The sequence below is a fragment of the Glutamicibacter sp. MOO4 genome, from assembly GCF_056934395.1.
The window spans coordinates 3,205,130-3,226,520 of sequence record NZ_CM167800.1 but is presented as its reverse complement, the minus strand read 5'-3'; the positions used below and the strand labels follow the sequence as shown (position 1 = coordinate 3,226,520).

At 53.8% G+C, this 21,391-nt stretch carries 19 protein-coding genes and 1 pseudogene; 8 read left to right on the top strand and 12 right to left on the bottom strand.

Annotated elements, in window-relative coordinates; all coding sequences use genetic code 11:
* Positions 1-158 precede the first annotated feature (158 nt).
* Complete coding sequence (locus AC1Z3F_RS15115) at positions 159-905, top strand: gamma-glutamyl-gamma-aminobutyrate hydrolase family protein (protein WP_165477396.1); 747 nt, start codon at positions 159-161, stop codon at positions 903-905.
* 40 nt (positions 906-945) lie between these two features.
* On the top strand, positions 946-1,479 hold the full coding sequence (locus AC1Z3F_RS15110) for a TetR/AcrR family transcriptional regulator (RefSeq protein ID WP_131090616.1): 534 nt from the start codon (positions 946-948) through the stop codon (positions 1,477-1,479).
* Positions 1,480-1,630: 151 nt separating this feature from the next.
* On the opposite strand, the gene AC1Z3F_RS15105 is transcribed toward AC1Z3F_RS15110, so the two are convergent.
* The 3 genes from AC1Z3F_RS15105 to kynU form a co-directional block, all read right to left on the bottom strand.
* Positions 1,631-2,254, bottom strand: a complete 624-nt coding sequence (locus tag AC1Z3F_RS15105; RefSeq protein ID WP_131090617.1) for a thymidine kinase — start codon at positions 2,252-2,254, stop codon at positions 1,631-1,633.
* 150 nt (positions 2,255-2,404) lie between these two features.
* Positions 2,405-3,787: an amino acid permease gene (locus AC1Z3F_RS15100; RefSeq protein WP_483566179.1), complete on the bottom strand. Its 1,383-nt coding sequence runs from the start codon at positions 3,785-3,787 to the stop codon at positions 2,405-2,407.
* A 126-nt stretch (positions 3,788-3,913) separates the two neighbouring features.
* A complete protein-coding gene (gene kynU / locus AC1Z3F_RS15095; protein ID WP_483566178.1) occupies positions 3,914-5,194 on the bottom strand; it encodes a kynureninase in 1,281 nt (426 codons plus the stop codon).
* A 104-nt stretch (positions 5,195-5,298) separates the two neighbouring features.
* Here kynU and AC1Z3F_RS15090 point away from each other — a divergent pair, with 104 nt between their 5' ends.
* From AC1Z3F_RS15090 to AC1Z3F_RS15075, 4 genes are all read left to right on the top strand, one after another.
* Positions 5,299-5,784 (top strand): Lrp/AsnC family transcriptional regulator, encoded by a 486-nt coding sequence (locus tag AC1Z3F_RS15090; RefSeq protein ID WP_242632613.1) that lies wholly within the window; start codon positions 5,299-5,301, stop codon positions 5,782-5,784.
* 69 nt (positions 5,785-5,853) lie between these two features.
* Positions 5,854-6,306, top strand: coding sequence for a hypothetical protein (locus tag AC1Z3F_RS15085; RefSeq protein ID WP_483566177.1), 453 nt, complete (start codon positions 5,854-5,856; stop codon positions 6,304-6,306).
* The gene (locus tag AC1Z3F_RS15080) at positions 6,299-7,747 is read left to right on the top strand and encodes a sensor histidine kinase (RefSeq protein WP_483566176.1); all 1,449 of its coding nucleotides are present in this window, start codon (positions 6,299-6,301) and stop codon (positions 7,745-7,747) included. Before AC1Z3F_RS15085 ends, AC1Z3F_RS15080 begins: the two co-directional genes overlap by 8 nt.
* Entirely contained in the window at positions 7,744-8,412 is a 669-nt protein-coding gene (locus tag AC1Z3F_RS15075; protein WP_131090621.1) for a response regulator transcription factor, read from the top strand. The genes AC1Z3F_RS15080 and AC1Z3F_RS15075 overlap by 4 nt, the downstream gene beginning before the upstream one ends.
* A 15-nt stretch (positions 8,413-8,427) precedes the next feature.
* Here the strand turns inward: AC1Z3F_RS15075 and AC1Z3F_RS15070 are convergent, their stop codons facing one another.
* The 4 genes from AC1Z3F_RS15070 to AC1Z3F_RS15055 form a co-directional block, all read right to left on the bottom strand.
* On the bottom strand, positions 8,428-9,246 hold the full coding sequence (locus AC1Z3F_RS15070; protein ID WP_131090622.1) for a polyphosphate polymerase domain-containing protein: 819 nt from the start codon (positions 9,244-9,246) through the stop codon (positions 8,428-8,430).
* A complete protein-coding gene (locus tag AC1Z3F_RS15065; protein ID WP_131090623.1) occupies positions 9,246-9,926 on the bottom strand; it encodes a DUF4956 domain-containing protein in 681 nt (226 codons plus the stop codon). The genes AC1Z3F_RS15070 and AC1Z3F_RS15065 overlap by 1 nt, the downstream gene beginning before the upstream one ends.
* An 832-nt stretch (positions 9,927-10,758) precedes the next feature.
* Positions 10,759-10,908, bottom strand: coding sequence for a hypothetical protein (locus tag AC1Z3F_RS15060; RefSeq protein ID WP_165477399.1), 150 nt, complete (start codon positions 10,906-10,908; stop codon positions 10,759-10,761).
* Between the two features lie 181 nt (positions 10,909-11,089).
* Positions 11,090-11,503 (bottom strand): hypothetical protein, encoded by a 414-nt coding sequence (locus AC1Z3F_RS15055; RefSeq protein WP_131090624.1) that lies wholly within the window; start codon positions 11,501-11,503, stop codon positions 11,090-11,092.
* A 248-nt stretch (positions 11,504-11,751) separates the two neighbouring features.
* Here AC1Z3F_RS15055 and AC1Z3F_RS15050 point away from each other — a divergent pair, with 248 nt between their 5' ends.
* Complete coding sequence (locus AC1Z3F_RS15050; protein WP_262198660.1) at positions 11,752-13,059, top strand: ISL3 family transposase; 1,308 nt, start codon at positions 11,752-11,754, stop codon at positions 13,057-13,059.
* Positions 13,060-13,836, top strand: a pseudogene (locus AC1Z3F_RS15045) (ISL3 family transposase); the annotation flags it as partial.
* Positions 13,837-13,852: 16 nt separating this feature from the next.
* Here the strand turns inward: AC1Z3F_RS15045 and AC1Z3F_RS15040 are convergent.
* The 5 genes from AC1Z3F_RS15040 to AC1Z3F_RS15020 form a co-directional block, all read right to left on the bottom strand.
* The gene (locus AC1Z3F_RS15040; RefSeq protein ID WP_483566175.1) at positions 13,853-14,152 is read right to left on the bottom strand and encodes a hypothetical protein; all 300 of its coding nucleotides are present in this window, start codon (positions 14,150-14,152) and stop codon (positions 13,853-13,855) included.
* Complete coding sequence (locus AC1Z3F_RS15035) at positions 14,149-14,445, bottom strand: hypothetical protein (protein WP_131090627.1); 297 nt, start codon at positions 14,443-14,445, stop codon at positions 14,149-14,151. The genes AC1Z3F_RS15040 and AC1Z3F_RS15035 overlap by 4 nt, the downstream gene beginning before the upstream one ends.
* Positions 14,446-14,740: 295 nt before the next feature.
* Positions 14,741-14,998 carry a hypothetical protein gene (locus AC1Z3F_RS15030; protein WP_131090628.1) on the bottom strand — a complete coding sequence of 86 codons (258 nt, stop codon included), beginning with the start codon at positions 14,996-14,998 and terminating at the stop codon, positions 14,741-14,743.
* Positions 14,999-15,122: 124 nt separating this feature from the next.
* Positions 15,123-15,569 (bottom strand): hypothetical protein, encoded by a 447-nt coding sequence (locus AC1Z3F_RS15025; protein ID WP_483566174.1) that lies wholly within the window; start codon positions 15,567-15,569, stop codon positions 15,123-15,125.
* Positions 15,570-15,589: 20 nt separating this feature from the next.
* Entirely contained in the window at positions 15,590-21,343 is a 5,754-nt protein-coding gene (locus AC1Z3F_RS15020) for a DUF6531 domain-containing protein (RefSeq protein ID WP_483566173.1), read from the bottom strand.
* Between the last annotated feature and the right edge of the window lie 48 nt (positions 21,344-21,391).

Genomic DNA, 21,391 nt, shown 5'->3' with positions numbered 1-21,391 from the left:
CCGACGTGGCTTTATTAGTCAGTCGCTATAGATGAACTTGTGGAAACGCGTAGGAAACACCTCTGATTCCACTGCGAAATCCGCAACTTGTAGCGTGGGTTGTATCAACCTTTACGGGCCAGCTTCATTGGCCCTAAACGCAATAGTTGGAGCTAGTCTTGGCACCTTTGAATTTTTCGGTCCTGCACATTCGTGAGTCTCGTCCCCACAACCCGCAATTCCAAACGGAACTTGATGAGCTCAACGAAAACACTGTAGGTCAGATCATCGATGCCGGACACAATGCGTCCTTAGTGCCCTGTAATGATCTGAGCGTCGAGCAGATGCTGCAGATTGTTGATGCTTCTGACGCCGTGATCATCATGGGTGGTGAAGATGTTGAACCTTCGCTGTATGGTCGCAGCTCTGCTTACCCGGGCGGTGGTTATCATGAGCTTGCAGCGGATCGGAACCAGATCGCAGCTATCCAGCATGCCATCACTACCAAGACCCCACTGTTGGGAATCTGCCGAGGGTTGCAGTTATTAAACGTTGCTTTGGGTGGCACTTTGATTCAACATCTGGAGAACGCAGATGCTCACCGCAGCACCGGCAGCGATCCATTTGTTGATACCCGTCTGGACTCGATCAGCACTGAGCTTCAGGAAGATCTATCTTCCAAGACCAGCCACAAGTGCACGCACCATCAAGCCATTCACGAATTGGGCACAGGTCTGCAAATCGCTGCCATGTCCACCGATGACATTATTGAAGCCGTCATTCATGAGTCAGCGCCAGTGACCGCCGTGCAATGGCACCCGGAACATCCGCAGACTGCCTCCACCCAGCTCCGCATGTTGATTCAGCGCCTAGCTACGCAGCACGAGCAAGTTTCCGGCATACTTCCAGAGCTCATCAACAGCTAACCTCCAGAGTCAAAGGGTTCCGGAGGCTAGACTTGGAATTATGGCATTGACCCAAAATACGGTGGTGGACACCGCAGTCACTATCCTGCAGCAATTCGGGTTAGCTGACTTGTCGATGCGTCGTTTGGCCAAAGAGCTGGATGTTCAAGTTGGGGCTCTCTACTGGCATGTGAAGAACAAGCAGGAACTGCTAGCTCAGGTGGCTGCCAAGCTGCTTAATACCCCGCAGCTCTCGGTTAATGCTGAAGATTTTAGCGCTCCTGCAGATGCGATTCTTCAACTCTCGCGCCGCCTTTATCTCGCGTTATTGCCGATACAAGACAGCCCTGAAGTCATCGAAGTTGCCACCGCGATGCAAGTCACCGAATTGGCGCCAGTATTGCAGTTGCGTGACCTTTTGGAATCTTCAGGGCTTTCCACCGAGCAGGCCCGCCACGGACAACAATTACTGCTCAACCACATCCTGGGGTCTGTTGCCTTCCGACAGAACCTCGTGCAATTGGACGTTGATGCACCATTAGCGGATGGGTTCGACTGGGGACTGCAACGGGCTGTTGCGGGATTGATTAGCTGACCGCTGGGAAAATAGCTTTATACTGAATTCTGAAGAAACGCAACTGGCACCGGCCTCTGGCTTTGTAAATGTTGCGGGCTCCCGGACTCTGCTGCGGCAAAAGGGAGCTTCTTCACTTACATAGTTTGCAAGAAGCCCATCGCATCGAGTGTTAGCTGAGTTTCCCGCCGGAGGCTTCGAGGTAGCACGAGGCGCACAGCGATTCGTACCAAACGTCTTCGCCATCAATGGCTACCTGATCCCCGTCAAAGACCACAGCTTCGCCGACCCGTCGGGTGTTAAACATGGCCTTGCGTCCACAACGGCAAATGGTCTTCAGCTCTTCCAAAGAGTGGGCAAGCTCCATCAAGCGTGCCGACCCAGGGAATGCATGGGTGCGGAAGTCAGTGCGAATGCCGTAAGCCAAGACCGGTACGTTATCCAGCACCGCGATACGCAACAAGTCATCAACCTGCTCGCTCGACAAGAACTGCGCTTCATCCACCAAAAGGCAGGCCACGGGTGGAGCATCTACATGGGTGAGCAATGCATCTGGGTCGTCCCCTGAACTTTGGGCTGCGAACTGCTCCCGGACGTTATCCTCTGGCCCAATGGTGAAGTCCGTGATGCGCTTGATCCCCAGTCGCGAAACGATGGAGTTCTCACCCTTGGTATCAACACCCGGTTTGGCCAGCAGGATGCGCTGGCCACGTTCTTCATAGTTGAAAGCAGCCTGAAGCAAACTCGTGGACTTGCCAGAATTCATTGCTCCGTAGCGGAAATACAACTTGGCCACTATCGCTCCTTGAAGAATCGTTGCGCCTACCAACTAGCGGGCACCCTACGATCTTAGTGCCAGCTCCGTTATTCAACGGTAGTTACACTCGGTTCAGCGCCCAATCCAACTCAACTCACAGCTGGCGTTGGAAGTTCGAATTACCGAAATCTAGAGGGTGTCCTGCTTTGGCTTTCTAGCAAAGACCACCCAGTACAAGACTGACATCACCACAACAAATGGCACGCCGAAGATCAAGGTGTACTTGAACTGAGGAACAAAGAAGGAAGTCGCCAGCAGCGCCGCCAATAACAGAGCACCCAAGATGGACGCAGTTGGATATCCAGGCAATTTGTACTCCAAAACCACCTGCTCCTTCTTCACTCTGCGACGGAAGGACACATGGGTTATCAGAATCATGAACCACGTGGCCAAGGCACCAAAGGTGGCCAAGGACAGCATGATGCCAAATCCTCCATCCGGAACCAGCGCATAAACAATAGCTGCGACTCCAATGCCGCCGGCAGACATCCACACCGCATGAATCGGCGCCCCGGAACGGTTAGTCCGAAAAGCCATGCGTGGCGCGTGGCCCGAGTCAGCTAGAGAATGCAACATCCGTGTGGCGGCATAAAGCTGTGCGTTCATGGCCGACAGCGCAGCAATGATCAACACAAAATTCAGCACGGAATCAGCAAAGGGAATACCAACTTGGGACATCACCGTGACAAAGGGTGAACCACCGGAAATCAGTTCGCTGGTTGGTGCCACCGCCAGGATCAGAGCCATGGTGAATACGTAGAACAGCAAGAGCCTGAGAAAGGAAACCTTGAAGGATTTGCGCACCGCAATCTTTGGATTGTGAGCCTCGGCTGCGGCAATCGAGATGGCTTCAATTCCCATATATGAGAAGATCGCAACAATCACCGCGCTCCAGGTGCCAAACAATCCGTTGGCGAAGAATCCGCCTTCAGCGCTGTAGTTATGCACCCCAAACTGATCTTGAGAATTATGGAAGACCAGCCACAGGGCAATGATGATGAAGGCAAGGACGGCAAAAACCTTAATAGCCGAGAACCAGTATTCGGTGGTTCCGAAGATCTTCACGCTGGAGAAGTTCACCGCTAGGAGCACGGCGGAGAAAATGGCTACCCACCACAGTCCGGGAATCTGTGGGAACCAGTACTGCATATATTCGCCTACCGCGCTAACCTCGGTGCCTACCGCAAAGATCAGTGCAGACCAATACAAATATTTGGTCAGGTATCCGGCAAATCGACCCAGATAGCGTTCAGCGTAAACGCCGAAGGATCCAGCCACCGGCTGCTTGACCGTCATTTCGGCGAGCGCACCCATGACCAGCAAGGCAACCACACCACCGATCACGTAGCTGAGGATTACCGACGGGCCAGCCATCATGATGGCCAACTTGCTGCCAGCAAAAAGTCCGGTGCCAATGGCACTGCCCAGGGCGATCATGGACATCTGCGCAGGGGTCAGTGATTTTTTCAGCCCCGACCCGACGTCAGTGGCGCGTACCGGCTGCTTGCCCAACAATGCTCCTTCAAATCTCATACAAACAGCACGGCATCAGAACATACCGTGCTGCGTATAAGCGTACTCTGGCCATTGCTGGCCAGAGTCTAGAGCCCCCCAAAGTAGTGGCTACCGCTTTCCCGGTTAGGTCACGGCATTTCGTACGGCGTACTCTTCGCGCTGCCACGAGTCGGTGTGCAGAATTTCACGCAGTTTCTCCACGGCATCCCAAATATTGGTGCGCGTTAGGTACAGCGGGGTAATGCCAAAGCGCAGGACCTCAGGCTCGCGGTAGTCCCCGATCACTCCTTGGTCGATGAGCGCCGCAATGATTTCATAACCGTGTTCGTGGCGGAAGCTCACGTGGCTACCACGTGCGGCATGCTCTCGTGGGGTCACCAGTTCCAGTCCGTAGCCAGCGCATCGCGTCTCAACTAGGTTGATGAACAGGTCCACGAGCTCCAGCGACTTGGCACGCAGCTGAGCCATATCTGCTTCTATGGCAATATCGAGCCCTACTTCAACCATGGCCAGTGAGGTCATTGGCTGGGTACCGCACATGAATCGGCGGATGTCATTGGCAGGGGTGTAGCTTTGGGACATTTCGAACGGCCTGTTGTGGGACCACCAACCCGACAGTGGCTGCCAGAAACGTTCATGGTGGCGGGCATTAACCCAGATGAAGGCCGGTGAGCCTGGTCCACCATTGAGGTATTTGTAGGTGCAACCCACCGCGTAGTCAGCGTCTGCTGCGTTCAGATCTACCGGTACCGCACCGGCGGCATGGGCCAGATCCCAGATAACCAGCGAACCAGCAGCATGAACCGCCGCAGTGATTTCATCCATGTTCCACATGGCACCGGTGCGGTAATTGACGTGCGACAGCGCTACTACTACCACGGTATCGTCCAATGCGGCACGCAGTGAAGCCTCGTCATCAATCAGCTTCACTTCATAAGCGACACCAGTCTCCTGCGACAGCGAGTTGACCAGGTCAGCCAGACCTTCGGCGATGTAGATATCGGTGGGGAAATTATCTCGTTCGGTCAGAATCACCCGGCGCTCAGGAGCGTCAGCTTTTTGCGTGCGCAAGGCTGAGGCCAACGCCTTAAACAGGTTCAACGTAGTCGTATCCGTGATGGCAGTTTCATTTGGCTTTGCACCAAGTAGGCTGCCTAGCTTGTCGCCGAATTTGAGTGGCAAATCGAACCAGCCAGCAGTATTCCACGAACGAATCAGCCCCTGGCCCCATTCTTCGCTGACCACTTGGGCTGCTCGTTCTGATGCCCCCTTGGGAAGGGCACCCAACGAGTTTCCATCCAGATAGATGGTGTCCTCAGGCAAGATGAAACGATCCCCAAAAGCGGTTAAGGGATCCGCCTCATCCAGCTGGGCTAAAGATTGGCGGGTCAGCTCGGCAGGCATTGTGCTCCTAAGATTTCAGTTCTCTACGCTGTAGACATCGTAGAATCAAACACGAGATCATGCGACCAAATTCGAACTTTGATAAAGAATGAGATGAGATACCCGTGGATAATTCCCTCTGGACGGTGCAAGGTGATGCCGTTCCGAATCCTGTTCGCGTTGATGCCACCGACCTAGCGATCCTCTCGGAACTGAGCAAAGACGCCCGGATTGCCAACAACATTCTCGCTGCCAAGGTTGGTGTGGCTCCTTCTACCTGCTTGGGCCGGGTCAAAGCCTTATCCTCCGCTGGCATCATCACCGGATACCACGCAGCGATCAACGAAAAACTCCTTGGTGTCACGGTCAATGCGATGATCTCTGTACTCGTTTCTCCAGCCGCCCGGGACCGACTGCTTTCTTCGGCGAAGTCCCTGCAAGAACTGCCCGAAGTTAAAGAAGTCTTTGTCCTAGGTGGCTCCCCCGATCTACTGGTTCGAGTAGCCACCCGGAGCATCGATGATCTGCGTACTTTTGTCGCTACGCATCTGGGATCAAACAGAGCGTTTTCTTCAACTCAAACAGTGATCATCTTTGAGCATCTACGCTAATCCTGCCCTCAGCGTCCTCAAGTGGCATCTCTCATCTAGATCTCATTTGCGTCCGGAACAATGAGTGGCATGGGAAAGGAAACATTGCGCCGCGTCGTGGCTTCGATCGCTGTTGTAGCGCTCATCTGTCTAGGAGCATTTGGAATCAGCCGTGCACTAGGTGGCCCCTCCGATCAGGATCTAGGCGAAGGGTTTATCTTCAAGGAAGATTCGCCGTCCCCCACCACCGATGCACCCCGAGGACCAACCCCCTCATCCACTCCAGCAGAGTCCAAAACGGCCAAACCAACACCAACGCCTAGACCTACCCCCAAGCCAAGTAGCTCTACCAAGAAACCTTCGCCCAAGCCCACCGCGACGCCAAAGCCCAAACCAAAACCTGTGACTCCCGCTCCGCCTAAAAAAACCGTCACACCTTTGCCTCCATCAGGCAACCAAAACTACGATGACGACGACGATGATGACGATTACGAGTCTGATGATGATGACGATGAGGCCGACGACGTAGATGACGATGACTAAAGCGCCCGAACGCCGATGGTCCATTCGCGCTCGTGTGCTCACCGGCATGTTGCTCTTGGTCGGCTTGGCGCTTGTGGCCGCCGGAGCGGCGAGCTTCGCCGTGCAACGCCACGAACTTAATGAACGTCTGGATGAATCACTCTCCCGGTCAGTCAAAGAATTCGGTGTCCTGACCGAAACCGGCGTGGACCCGCGAACCATGAAACGTTTTGAGCACGCCGAAGACCTGCTCTATATCGCCATGCAGCGCACCCTGCCCTCGCCTAAACAGGGAATGGTCTCCCTCGTTGGTAAAGAGGTTCGCTGGACGGCACCGGATATCGTGGGCACCCGGTTGGAAGATGACCCCGAATTCCTGGAATGGGCCTTCCAGGTACAAGAAAGCAACCACATCCGCCTGGGCACGGTAAAAACGGATATCGCCACCTATCGTGCGGTTGTTGTTCCGGTCAGCTTGCCGGCGGACCACGAATACGGTTCTTTTGTTTTGGCCTACGACTACTCGGCCGAAGCCATTGCCAATGACCGGAATTTCATGATCTACAGTGCCGTGGGTGCTTCGGTCATACTTGTTGCTGCTTTAGCCGCTTGGTTGCTTGTGGGCCGGATGCTGGAGCCGATTCGAAGATTGCAAACAACCGCTCAGCAGATCTCCGAAACCGATGTTTCCCAGCGCATTGAGGTCTCCGGCAATGACGAATTTGCGGACTTGACCGTCACCGTTAATGAAATGCTTGACCGTCTTGAAGGTGCGCTCAAAGCCCAACGCCAGCTACTGGACGATGTGGGACATGAGCTTCGCACCCCGGTGACCATCATCAATGGACATCTAGAGCTCATGGATCCTGCGGACCCACAAGATGTAGAACAGAGCCGCGATATTGCCATGGATGAGCTGGGCCGAATGTCGTTGCTGATCAATGATCTGGTGACCCTGGCCAAATCCAACCGTACGGACTTCCTGCAGATTGAGCCGGTCCAGGTGGGCAAGCTTCTTGATGACATTCTGGATAAGGCTCGTGGGTTGGGCCAACGCCAGTGGCGTATCGACTACCGCACCGAGGCCACGGTCAGGCTGGACCCGATACGCCTGACCCAGGCCATGCTGCAGTTATGCGCTAACGCAGTGAAATTCTCCAAGGACGATAGCCGTATTGCGTTAGGCAACGAGATCCTGCGCAACGGGCAGGGTGAAACTACCTTGCGTTGGTGGGTCTCCGATGCTGGCCTTGGCATTCACCCCGATGATCTGGAACGAATCTTTGAACGCTTCGGACGTGGACAGAATTCTGCCCGCTCTTCCGGATCCGGTTTGGGACTAAATATTGTGCAAGCCATCGCCGAAACTCACGGTGGACGAGTCTGGGTAAGTTCGGAGCCAAACAAGGGTTCCACGTTCTACATTGATCTGCCGCTGTCGACTGGAAATAAGGAATCATGAGCCAAATATTGATCGTTGAAGATGAACCGCGCATCAGTTCTTTTGTGGCCAAGGGACTACGGGCTGCTGGGCTGACCTCTTCCATCGCTGAGACCGGGCACGAGGGATTCACTCAAGCGCTCGATGGTGAGCACGAGTTGATCATCTTGGATTTAGGCCTACCAGATGAAGATGGCTTCTCGGTCCTACGACGACTGCGCGCAGCGCAGATCTCTACCCCGGTAATCATCCTGACCGCGCGCGGAAGTGTCGAAGATACCGTAGCCGGACTGCAAAATGGTGCCGATGACTATATGGCCAAGCCGTTCCACTTTGATGAGCTATTAGCCCGGGTCCGCTTACGCTTGCGGACCGAAGACAATGCTCCTGAAGTCTCTTCACTGAGCCATGAAAATCTGCACATGGATCTGCTGCGCCGACGGGTCACCGTGAACTCAACGGAAGTGGATCTTTCTGCTCGCGAATTTGCTCTGGCCGAGGCCTTTTTACGCAACCCTGGTCAGGTGCTCAGCCGTGAGCAGCTGCTCTCCCGAGTCTGGGGCTACGATTTTGATCCCGGTTCCAACGTGGTTGATGTATATGTGCGGTACCTTCGCAATAAGCTCGGCTCAACACGCTTTGAAACCGTGCGAGGTTTTGGCTACCGGCTAGCCACCTCAAAATAGCTCGCGGTGCGCGGCCTAGCGAAGGGTCGGGTCCGGGACAAAGTTCTGCTGCAATAATCTGCTCCACCGGTTGGCCGGAAGATGCGGATTCAGTAGAGCCACGCCGATGCAGTATTTGGACATGGATACTTCTCTAATGCCCAACCCTGCAAGCGCACGGTCAGAAGCCCCACGTCCATCAGCAGATTTGGTCTCAACCACGATCAAATCCGGTCCGTTGATCTTCCTACCCGAATTGGCGTATTCCAATTCGACATCGCAGGTCAGGCGTTCAGAATCCACCGGGTTCACGAAGGTCGCCCGGGTATAAGAACTGTCCAGCACCGGTTGCAGTTCAGGGACTTGCTGACCGTATTCGCTCTCCAGCACGAATTCCAGGAACTGCAGGTTATCTTCGGTCAGCGCTCCGGCCTGATCCAGATCCTGCTGGATCCGATGTTTCACCGTTGCCCCGCGCAAGCCCTTGGTCTTGATCTCAAACATCGACAGTCCGGTGTCAGCGTAGGTTCGCGAACGAACCTTATAACGCCTGCGCCGCCCTTGGCGGTGAGCCCGATACTGGTCAAAGTCCTCGGTATCGAAGTACACGGATTCGTACCGGAAGGTACGCAAACCATCAATCTGCATGATCTTGAACTTCTCACCTAGATGCTCTGACAAAGCGGTGAACTGCTCAGGGGTGAGCAGAAATTTCTTATCAACACGGGTCTGCAAAGCAGCCTCGGACACCACTTCGTCCAAGCTGATTGGTTCTCGGTAGGCAACGGCTTCTTCCAGTGCAGCACGGGCCGTTGTTGCCCTTGCTGTGTGGCTGCGACTATCAAGCACAGTCATTAGGACCACGTCTCCTGCTTGGCTCCGTTCTGTACGGAGGAAGCCGAGGACGGCGTCTGCCCCTTGGCCAGTTCGTAAGTTCCGGGGAAGGACTCTGCATTTCCAGGATGGTCCGCCGTCTTCGCTGAGGCGCCAGCGTTAGTACGGAACCGGACGTCAACGATGGTCAGATCTCGAACCATATCCAGCTCAATAACTACGGTGCGCAAAACCTTGGCATCTAATAGCTGCTCAAGCGCTGCCTGTAGTTCGGCCTTTTTCGGGTAGGCCTTTTCTAAGGTGACGGTTTGGCGTTCGGTGCGCGGGGCAAAGCTCGGGTGATCAGCTACAAACATCACCAGTACAAGAGCCGCGGTGGCAGACGGAGCAAGCCAGGCTGGGTCTGGGTGTAGTCCGTTGACCAAACCGATAGCCAGCGAAATGAAGTAGTAAGCAACTTCTTCCTGGGTCAGGGTGTCAGACCGCAGGCGAATGATTGAAAGGATGCCGAAGAGGCCTAGGCCTAGTCCCATGCCTGCCCCGCTGCCTGAAAGTAGCAAGGTGACCGCAAAGATGCCCATGCTCAACGCGATGTACGCAAGAACAAGGTCTCGGCGGAAGTGGCGGCGGAAGTATACGAAGTACACCAGCACGGTAATACCAATGACGTTTGAAGCTAGTCCTGTCCAGAAAGACAACATTCTTATCCCTTTCAAAAAGCGTGAGGCGATGATCTCTTCTAGGTGAACTGTAGGTGAACAGAATGAAGACAAAAGTAGAACTGGATGAGAATGCCCTCATATTTCTGAATGAGACTTGACCTGATGTTTCGGTTGACTGTCTGTCGAGCCAGACTGGCCCTTGATGGCTTTCAACAGATGATATGGAAACCAACCGATAGGCTTACTGGCAGTAGCAATCTCAAAATTGATTTGGTGGCCAACGCAAAGCATGAAGACAAAAGTCCTAGAAATGCTCAGATCGCTGCACAAGTGGTGGACCAAATTCTGGGAAGCAAAAGGCCATGGGATTAAGGTAGTTGGCGCATGCCTTGGTGTTGTGTGCTTGATACTCGTCATGGGTGATCTAGTAGGGAATCTTTTTCTCAATAATTTGGACCGTCAAGATATTAGGTGCAAAGTCGAGTACGCCTCGCCAGCCTCGGATGACCGTACCCACAGAACTTCCCGATACAGCAGTGACCACTACGTTATCGTGCACACCACCAACTGTGGCAGGGTCCTAATCGAGCGACTGCCCCAACGCTTTGCCACGCCTGAAGAGCTCGCTGCGTCCTTTGACCCTGGCAGCGAATGGATCTTTGGAGCCGATTGGTACTCGAGGAATGCTTCAATGAAATTTGGCCGCTCGGCAACTCTGAATACTTTCCGTCCAGTGGATTAGAGCCCCTGATTCTGCCCCTCTTCAGCTTGGTATCTACGAGGTGCACATACCCAGTCGCGGCCAATGCTGAACGGTCCCACCCGCCAAACAGAAAATGGCTGGTCTAGCAAAGTGCATTGGAATGACGCATCACCACAAGGTTTCTTTGCCGACGTTCAGCTTTAGTGCCATGTCTGCGTAGGTTGCGTAGACGGACTTATACCGGTCAAAGCATTCCAAGGCGTTGGCCACTGCGCGGATCTCAACTTCAGAGGTGTACTGTGTGGGCTTGCTACCCATTCTTTGAAAAGAAAATGGCACAAACCTGAGACGATTCAAAGGTGGAAGCACGAGCATATTACTCAGATAATTATCAGGTATATCGCCCTGTATGATTGACAGCTCTCCAGGTCCACGTCGAATTCGTTCCCGGCAAAATCAGACGAGATTCAATTTGTGACTTTTGGTTCGCAAAAACGAATCACCAAAGACCCGCAACAACTGCAAAGCCATGCAAGAAAGCAAGTTGACCTAGAACGAATGGCGAAGCGAACAAGCAAGCAAACACTGTTCCCGTGTTCAGCATTGCGATCGAAGTCTTCGCATCGTCATTTTTCGCTCTGTTCTCTATAACCCCTTTTCTTAACTGTTTATAGATCATAAATGCACCAATCGGTAATAAGATAAATGCATATGGGCCGATGTTAGCGCCTTGTCGACCTACATTTTCGAGCACAGTGTCAAACGGAATAAGTATCATTCCTGCGACACCAATAATTGAAGATATAATCGCGGATGCCAGCATGATTCTGGATACAAGGATTCCGTTTCTCTCAGATTCAGGTCCATTTAACTGGAGCTTCTTCTTCGTCGTTGGCGCATCCTCGTCGTTCATTGCTCAGTCATCCTGCTCTATCGTTTGTTCAATTACGAACCTAGCACCGTCGATATTGACGCTAACCATTTTTGTGTCGAAGCCATAGCTCCCCCATATTCGATCAACGAAAGAGGCTCTTCCGAATTCAGAGTGTAGATACCTAAACCCAACACCACAGCTCACAGGCATGTCATAAATCAATAAAAAGTCGAGGCCTTCACGAGAATGGAAGTTACCACACTAACGATTCTTGAAAGACCTCGACTGTGCACCATTCTATCTATTCCCCAGCGGATCTGACGACTTTCACCGGCCTCGACAGTCTAGGACTAACGGCTATCGCTCAACACATAACCTCAGCCAGGGCTGAGATTCTCTGCGAAGTCACCACCCCAAACCCATGGTGCCAATCCTGCGGAGCCCAAGGAATACCACGCGATACCGTCATCAGACGTATCGCGCACGCACCGTTCAGCTGGCGGCCCACCGCCCTAGCTATCCGTCACCGCAGGTACCGGTGCACGCAATGCCACCATGTCTGGCGTGAAGACCTCACCCAAGCTGTATCACCACGACAGAAAATCAGTAAAACTGGTTTGCGTTGGGCGCTCTATGGCCTGGTCAACCAACACCTTTCAATCTCACGGATTGCTGAAGGATTAGGCGTTTCGTGGAATACGGCCAATGACGCGGTGTTGGCCGAGGGTGAACGGTTACTGATCAATGATTCCACCCGCTTTGACGGGGTCAAAGTCCTTGGCGTTGACGAACACGTGTGGCGTCATACCCGCGACGGGGATAAATACGTAACGGTCATCGTGGACCTCACGCCCGTCATGGAAGACACCGGAGCATCCCGTTTATTAGACATGATTCCCGGCCGTTCCAAGGCCGTGTTTAAGACCTGGCTTGCTGAACGCGATGAAGCATGGAAAAACGGTATTGAAGTGGTCGCGATGGATGGTTTCACAGGCTTCAAAACCGCTGCCGCTGAAGAGCTACCTCAAGCCGTGGAAGTTTTGGATCCTTTTCATGTGGTCAAGCTCGGATCTGACGCGTTGGACCAGACAAGGCAGCGGGTTCAACGGGTGCAGCACGGTCATCGAGGGCGCAAAGATGATCCGCTGTATCAGTGCCGGCGGACCCTGACTACCGGGCTGTCATTGGCTACGGAGAAGCAGAAAGCCAAGGTTGAAGCGTTGTTCAAGAAACCTGAGTATGAGCCGGTTGAACTGGTGTGGAGTGTTTATCAGAAGATGGTTGATGCGTACCGGCAATCGAAACCAGAAGTCGGTCGGTGGGCTATGGGGCAGTTGATTGAGGAGATAGGAACGAAGGTGCCCAAGGGTTTGCCGGAGTTGAAGAAGGTCGGTGGAACTCTGCGGCGTAGGAAGAGCGATATTCTGGCGTATTTTGACCATGTTGGCTGTTCGAACGGTCCTACTGAGGCGTTGAATGGGCGGTTGGAGCATTTGCGGGGTATCGCTTTGGGGTTCCGAAATTTGACGCACTATGTCGCACGGTCATTGTTGGAGACCGGTGGATTTAGGAAGGTTTTACACCCTCATTTGTGAAGAGCCCGCAAAGTCCGCTACGCCCGAGGTCGGAGGGGAAAAGTCGTTCGCATTGAGCCATGGTCGATTGTGTTTACGGACCTGGATACCGGCAAGATCCTGGACATCGTGGACGGACGCCGCGGCGCAGCAGTGAAGAAGTGGTTGAAATCCAGGCCAAGGTATTGGCGTCAACGCGTCCAATACGTTGCTATCGACATGTCATCAGAGTTTCGTAAAGCGGTGCGAGAGAATCTGCCGAGGGCGAAGATCAGCGTGGATCATTTCCATGTGATCCAGCGTGCGAATCTGATGATTACTCAGGTGCGCCGACGCAGGTCCCACGAAGTCTTTGACCGTCGCGGCCGGGTGTCTGATCCGGCGTATAAGTATCGGAAATTATTGACCTGCAACCTGGAGAACCTATCCATCAAGCAAGTGGAACGGTTGAAGTTGATCCTGGAATCCGATCCTGAACTGGGTGTGATTTACGGGATTAAAGAACACGTCAGGCAGTTGTTGAATGCCACGGATGTCCATGAGTTCCAGGCCCGGTGGGCGGTGGTGGAGAAATCCGTGAAGGCCACGAAAATGGTGGAAGCGAAGTCCTTATTCCGCACGCTCACGGCTTGGCGAAGGGAACTGTTGGTGTTCGTGCGTACGAGGTTGACCAACGCTAGGAGTGAGGCGGCGAATCTGACGGCGAAGAACCTGAAACGTATTGGTCGAGGGTACCGGAATCATGATCATTACCGGGTGCGGATACTCTTGTATACGGCGGGGCTACGGCCGTGCTGAGCATCCTGCGCCACGCTTAACTTTTAAGAGCCATTAAATTAGTTCGAGCAAATTTTCTCAAAATTATAATTGACGCGAAGAAAGCTTGATCCTTGTCCTCGTCGTATGGAATGGACATATCGTCGACACCTCCCCATCCTGCGCGAACAAGTCCGCCCACCTGCTTCTTTAGGCGCAGAACCTCAAGAGAATCAGATGTACCTTCTATCCCCTTTTTTAATGCTTTCAAAGATCTCGACCACTCGGGTTTATTGATCTCAAGTAATACATCAATAACCACCTCGAAGGCTTCATGTGACTTTTTATCTAAGTTCATTCCAAGTTCCAAGGTTCGCTAATTTCGACTAATTTTTTCTGATTGATGCGCCATTCTTTTCGTTCAGGGTGTCCATAAAGTCTAGGGATGTGTACTTGTCCACCGCCGCCTTCAAATAGTTCACCTGTCTTCGCATCCTTCTGTGGCGCCACCAAGCCGGTATATTTTGCGGCTCCCGCCTCCCAGCGACCTTCGAGACCAATATCTAGAGTATTACGGGGCAGTGGCTCTCCGTTGTCACCCGGCCAATGATACGGAACTGCTTTGCTATGACGTATCGTCAGCTCGTCCACCGGGCGGTCATGGGACCAGTACCCGCCGTATCTAAACCCTTTGGAGTCTCCTGCTCGGAACAGGGTCTCGCCCTGTTTCGTGTATCCCGATCGGTATAGCTTGCCCGTGAAATTTCTAGTCACGTCTTTACCTAATCATTTAGGTTTATACGCTGTCATACCACCTGGCAGCGCACCAGCAAGGGTTGTGCCGCCCAGTTCACTCAGACTAAAGTCGCCATCATTCTTAACCAGTTGTTCCACAGTGCTAGATGTTGCACCTTCAGCGGCGCCACTGCCGGCACCGATAGTCGCCCTAGCGCCTAGGTTCAATGTCTTTCCAGCCGTTTTTGTTGCAATGAAAGCCCCGGAGCCGGCACCCCAGCCCACCAGAGAGGGCACCGACAAGAGCGCCCTTTGCTGCCGTCTTCAAGTCAACTGAACCAGTGGTGAGCTCTTGGCTGGCAACGGACATGCCACCAGAAAGCGCCATCAATGCAAAAAGGGTAAAGGAGATGGTGACACCTTTTGCTTGCCACACGCCAACCCACCAGGAATAGAACGAAGCAGCCATTCGCGAGACCTTCGAGGCCAGTGATCGCATCCGCAATCTCCGTTCACTCATAGGTTACGGCTACGGCTAACGCCTCACTGGAAAACAGCACTTCGAACATACAGGCCACCGTGACCAGCCCTAATCAGCCAGCACGGTGATAATACTGCGTGCTTGGCGAAACCCTCTCAATTTTCATCGAATAGTTTCTGGCAAACCATCCAATTTCAAAGATCCACTCACTACCAGACTCTAAGGAAGCAGCCACAGTTTCCTTGTTATCAAAATCGACGGCCCTACCTTCAAGAATGATCTCTCCGCAGTTCTTAGTTTGAACCTCCACAGAAGCGTTCAAAGCTCCCCCGCGCAGGCCTGCGCCACCAACTTTAGGTTCGGCAGAAACCACCTCGCACTTCCATTCCTGGCGATCTACCGTGTTGAGCCAAGGACCCATAATGATCAAACCGACCCAAAGCGCCAAGAACGGTAACACGATCAACGCTACAACCCAGCCTTTTGCCGCCCAAAAGGTGCGCAATCGCGTGCCGGCGGACGCAAACAATTTTAAAGCTCGTGAATAGTTAGACGGCATTGGTTCAGTCTCTTCATTTGTTAGTGGCGACCAATTACGGCTCCGGCGGAGCCATTAGCAAAGCCCTGCAGTGCTGAGTTCATGGCGCCAGTGGCGGAATCTTCTCCACTCATTCTAGTGTTGAGAACCGCTACGCCCGAGGAAGTGAAGCGATCAAATAGTTGTTCCGTGGCAAATCCGCCCCAATTAAACCTCAGCTCGTCTGCCCTATGGGTATTGCTCCGCGTTAGTGGGACCCGCCCCCCTGGCAACAACTGATCAGCTCGATGAGTTGGCATTCGAACAACCGGTTTCAAGCTATTAATACGACGGGTAACAGAGTTGCCCATAGCCGAAGAGAATTTACCAATTCCAACTGATCCCCCGGCCCCGAACCCGAAGCCGAGTCCCGCAGAGGCAACGTAATCCCCCCAACTGTGTTTTTCGCCGTCAGAAAGTGTGCTCAAGACATTGCTTGTCGCACCACCCCCACCGGCAGAAAGCGCAGAACGTGACGTGCCACTGCTCAACAACCTCTGGCCAACTTTATCCACTATCCGTGTTGACCCATTCCCCACCGCACTAACTGACGCTTTGGCTCCCTTAACCAATCCTCCGGCAAGTCCACCGGCGATGGCACCGCCTGCAGCTCCAATCCCCGCGTCTGCCCAGACTTTGTTACCGTCAATTTTTCCGGTCGTGGCCTGTTGAGAAATAAGCGATGCTCCTCCTGAAGTAAGTGCGCCTGAAGCAGCACCAATTAGCACTACACCGGCTGGTCCGCCAAAACCGGTGAACATGAGGGCCGCACCAGCAACTACCATAGCTGTTCCAGCGATGTAGGGATGCTTCTTGATCCAGTTACCGGTTCCACGCCAGGCATCCCCCAAGAAGCTGTCGCTGATCGCGTTGCCCACAGAAGCCGCACCGGATTTCACCTGGTTCCAGATGTTCTGACTCTGCTTGCCTTCGTTATACGACTTGAGCCCGTCAGCGCTCACCGGTGACAAACCCAGCGGGTCAATCTGATGTACCGGATCATTACCCGCATAAGAATAAGGATTCGAAGCCCAACCAGCCCCAGTCGTCGGCTCCAACGGATCAGTACTCAAGAACCCACGAGTCGACGGGTCATACAAACGAGCACCAAGCCAGTCCAGACCCTGAACATTCACCTGCCCATTACCCGTGAGCTGAACATGCTCCGGCAACCCAGGAATACCAGCGAAACCAGTGCCCATTCCGGCTCCGGATACTGTCGCACGGCCGGGTACGGTTTGCTGCGACCACGGAGTTGCAGGGTGTGAAGGGTGTTCACTGCGCCAGCCAGAAACAGATATCTGTCCGTCAACAATCGTGTTACCTGCCGGAGCGTGAGTCACCGACGACTGACCCACCGCAAGAAGCTGAGGGGTCGCTGTAGTGGTGTCCCACCACAAATCAGTACCATCAATTTGGGCGAGGTCACCCAGCGCATCAACCCACAACTCCTGCTTTGTGGTCTCTCCTGTACGTGCACCCGTCGCAGGATTCAAAGCTGTCGTGGTGATGTTTGCTAGTCGACCTGTTTCAGCCCACTCAAAGACGCGTTCCATCGAGTCAGAACGTTCGCTGATGCGACGGCCCAAGCCGTCGTAAACGTAGACGGCAGTTTCTTCAGATCCGTCAGCACTGGTTGTGGTCCGTGAGAGTAACTGGCTTGCAGCATCATAAACATACTCAGTAGTGGTACCGCCGTCAGTCTCACGGATCAATCGTCCGGCAGTGTCATACACCCACTCAGAACTCACCAAAGTTCCAGGCCCGCCGGCCACAGAATCCGTGACTACAACGGCTTCCTCTGAAAACTGCACCCCCTCGGAACCCGACAACGAATACGCACCAACCAGCTGATGCGCCCCATCAAAGGCGTAGCGCGCCTCGACGCCATCAGAACTTTGAACACCAGCGATACGTCCCAAATCATCACGAGAAATATTGGTGACTAGTGGATCCTGGCCATCGCCAGAGACCTCATGGCGGCTAATAGCACCGTAGGCGTACTCCCACGACTGAGTCACCGAGGGATGCGAAGCATCCTTCGGTTGTGCAGTAGCTGAAGTCAGCTCCCCCTCGTGGTTATAGGTGTAAACAATCTGACCGAAGACCGGATGTTCCACCAACGTCACGCGACCAACAATGTCATGACCATACGAGATACTCATGCCGGTCGGGTCAGTGACCGAAACGATCCGACCCTCATTGTCATAAACCCACGATGGGCCCTGACCGTCACGGGTATGTGAGAGAAGATTCCCTACACCGTCATAACGCAACACATGCTCAACAGGGAGCTTTTCGTCTTTGGTGTGATCAGTGATGGTGACGCAACGGCGGGAAGCATCACGCGCGTACTCAGCCAAAACACGAGTTGGGGTGCCTACTGTTTTCAGGTTGCCTGCGTTGTCGTACGTCCAGCGCAGCTCTTGCTCAACACCAGTTTCATCACCGGTGCGCTGCCAGATCAAACGACCAGCAGCATCATAACCGGCAGAGGTTTTGCGTCCTAGCGGATCAACCTGCGCGACCAGGCGTCCTGCAGCATCGTATTCTCGCGTGGCTATGTTACCCAGAGGGTCAATGGTTTTCACCAAGTTACCCGTCACGTCATACTCGTACTGCGTGACTCCACCAACACCATTAGCGACGGCCGTGAGCTGACCGGCAGCATCATATTGGAAACGTCGTGTACCGTGCAGCGGATCTTGCAACGCGGTGATACGACCGCAAGCGTCGTACTGGAAGCGCGCAGCACCCTGAGCAATCACGCGGCCTAGCCTGTCGTAATGGGTGCGTTCGCTCAGCCAACCATCTACAGCTTGCGGATCTTCACTACTGAAGTGACGGGCGATGACTAGAGAATTCTCGTTGTACTCCAAACGGACTTGAGCCCCGGAAGGATCAGTCATGAGGCTTGGACGTCCGGCAGCATCATGCTCATACCGGGACACTGCACCACTCGGAGAGGTCTCTTCAATCATGCGGCCAGCTAGGTCATAAGTGAACTTGGTCAGGTGTCCTTCACCGTCCAAGAATTCAACAACACGGCCAGCTAGGTCATAGACCATAACTTCTGCTGAACCATCGCTAGCAACGGACTTGACGGGACGTCCGTACTCGTCAAATTTGATGGTTTCTTTGCTGAACGCATCCGAAACAGTCAGCGTCTTAGACTTCTGATCATTGGAGGCTGATTCCCGCACACCGGTCGGATCTACGGTGGCCGTCAAATCCCCATTCACGCCGTACTCGTTACGCCACAATCCACCGAGCGGATCAGTGACTGAAGTTAACTGTGAGAGTAGGTCATGTTCGAAAGACCACTGTGCGCCGTTGGCGAGAGTAATCGCTTCTACATGTCCGAGATCATCGTAGGACTGCTTGGTGGCACGGCCCAGTGGATCAATCGTGGACACCAAATGGCCATGGACAGGATCGTATTCGTAGGCTGTTCGGCCACCGGTCGGATCAATGCTGGCACTGATCCGGGCATTGGTGCCGTATTCGTAGTGCCAGGTTCCGCCTTCTGCATCGGTGAGGCGAATCAGGTTGCCCACAGCGTTGTAATCAAACGAGGTCACGGCCCCTGACGGGCTGATGGCACGAATGAGTCGTCCCGCGCCATCACGTTCAAAGGTGGCAGTGTTGCCGTACGCGTTGGTAACCGTGGCCAGGTCCCCAAACTCGTCATAACCCAAAGTGACGATAACACCTGTTGGGTCAACAACTCGGGTGAGCTTACCGTGGTCCCAGGTCATCTGGGAGCGTCCGCCCATGGGATCAACGATGACCGACGGGTTACGAGTCGGCCCGAAAGCAGAACCACTTTTAGCATCAGATTCAAAGTTCTGATCATCGTATTCAAACGCAGTGGTGCCCCCATTGCCAGCCACCACAGCGGTAATACGGTCAAAGTCATCGTAACCGTAGGTTAGTTCTGCACCCTCACGAGTTTTGGTGCGGATTCGGCGTCCACGGTCATCGTACAGATGACGGGTCACGCCACCGTCACGCTCAATAGAATTGAGCAAGTTGCCGTGATGGTCATATGCCATGCGTTGCTCTTGATCATTGCCATCGGTAATGCTGATCAATCGGCCTTGCTGATCTGAAACATAGGTGTTCGAACGTGAACCGTCCACGTCAGAGACGCTAGTGACCAGCCCCGGGAGGTACACGAAACGTGTGGTGCGACCAAACTCAGAGACCTGAGTGGTGACACGGTTTTTCTCGTCATAGGTGTTCTCTGCTTCAACAACGCCATGGGCATCAATGACCTTGTAAATTAGGCCAGCAGTATTCCACTCATAGCGCCGAGTACCAGCACCGGTAGCGGTCACAGAGATGAGCTGGCCAGAGGTGTTGTATTCATAGCAGGCTTCGCGGCCGTCGCTGGACACCATTCTGGCTACACGTTGCTCGGGTGACTGCGGATCTTCGGAAGCTACGCGTTCGATGCTGATCCAGCGACCGAATTCGTGAACAAGTCGTGATACGCGAGTGTTTTCATCGCGTTCCACGTCGATACGAGTACCTTCACCCGTAGTGCTGTAGAGCCAGAGGCCGGCAGTGTTGAATCCCCACTGCGCTCCCTCATTGGTGGAAACATTAAGACGTTCCGCGCCGTTGATGGTGTGCTTGGCTAGCCAGTAGCTGGCAGCGTTGGCACGACCCCAGCCTTCACCTTGGCGAGGGAAGAATAGTTCACGCCCGTCAGACATGACGCAGGTAGCACCCTCGGAGTTCAATATCAGGCGGATGTCTAGGACGCTGTCCCAACCTGGTCCGAAAGAACCGTTGGTTTCCGAGATGCTGTTGTACATGCGTTCAATACGCAATGACTGGGTAGACCCGGCAAAAGCTAAATCGAGCTCTGGCTCGATGAAGTTACCGTTGGCGGTATTGATTGGGTCTGAAGCATAACCCGTTGTGGTCTCGCCACCCTTAACTTGGGCGGCTGGAATTTTAAGGTCAGTGCGGCTGGCATTAACCCCGGCGTTCTTCAACGCGGCGAAGAGCGAAGCGTTAGAAACGGTGGCAACGCTACCTTCGCCGCCAGCTGCCTCGAAAGCATCGGCCACGGTACGTGCCCAGGTAACGTCGTTCTTATTTGCAGTCATCCAGTCATTGAAGGCGGTGATGACTCCGTCGGCATTCAGAGAGCCGAACTGGCATTGGCTGGCGAAGTTGGAAAGCTGTGAGCTCAGTGTTCCAGGAAGGCCGGACAACTCTTCGTTGAGGCCTGCCGAACCATTAGCGTAGGAACGAAGGTTTTCTGGGTTGCCGGAGGAAACACCATTGGAGGCGGTGGCAAGTTCCAGCGGACTCTGACGTGCCATGCCCTTTGATTCGATGGGTTTCGGTGGCGTCACCGGGCTTGATTCAGGCCCTGTCGGGGCGGGCCCCTCGAGGTGGAAGAACTCTTCAACTTTGCCTTGCCACGAATCTTTGTGTTCGTAGTATTCACGAGCGACTTGTCGTCGCTCGTTTTCTTCCTTCGCTTGGCTCGCCAGATGTTCGGCCGCTTCGGCCACCTGATCAAGTTGCGTAGCAAGCTCAGTACCGTCAGCTGATGCCGTTTCCGCATTAAAGGTGAAGCCATCGGCGAAGCCGCCTTTGAAATCCTGGCTACCCGTGGAGACGAAGGACTGCCTACCGGACTGCTGATCCCTCACACTTTGTGCCGCTGAACGGAATTTACCCGCAACTGTTTCAGCAGTACCGAAATTAAAGGTGAGATTTTCAGCTGCGTGCATCGTAGTACTCCTTGAAATCAGCTGCTGCGAACTATCGCGTCACAAGAT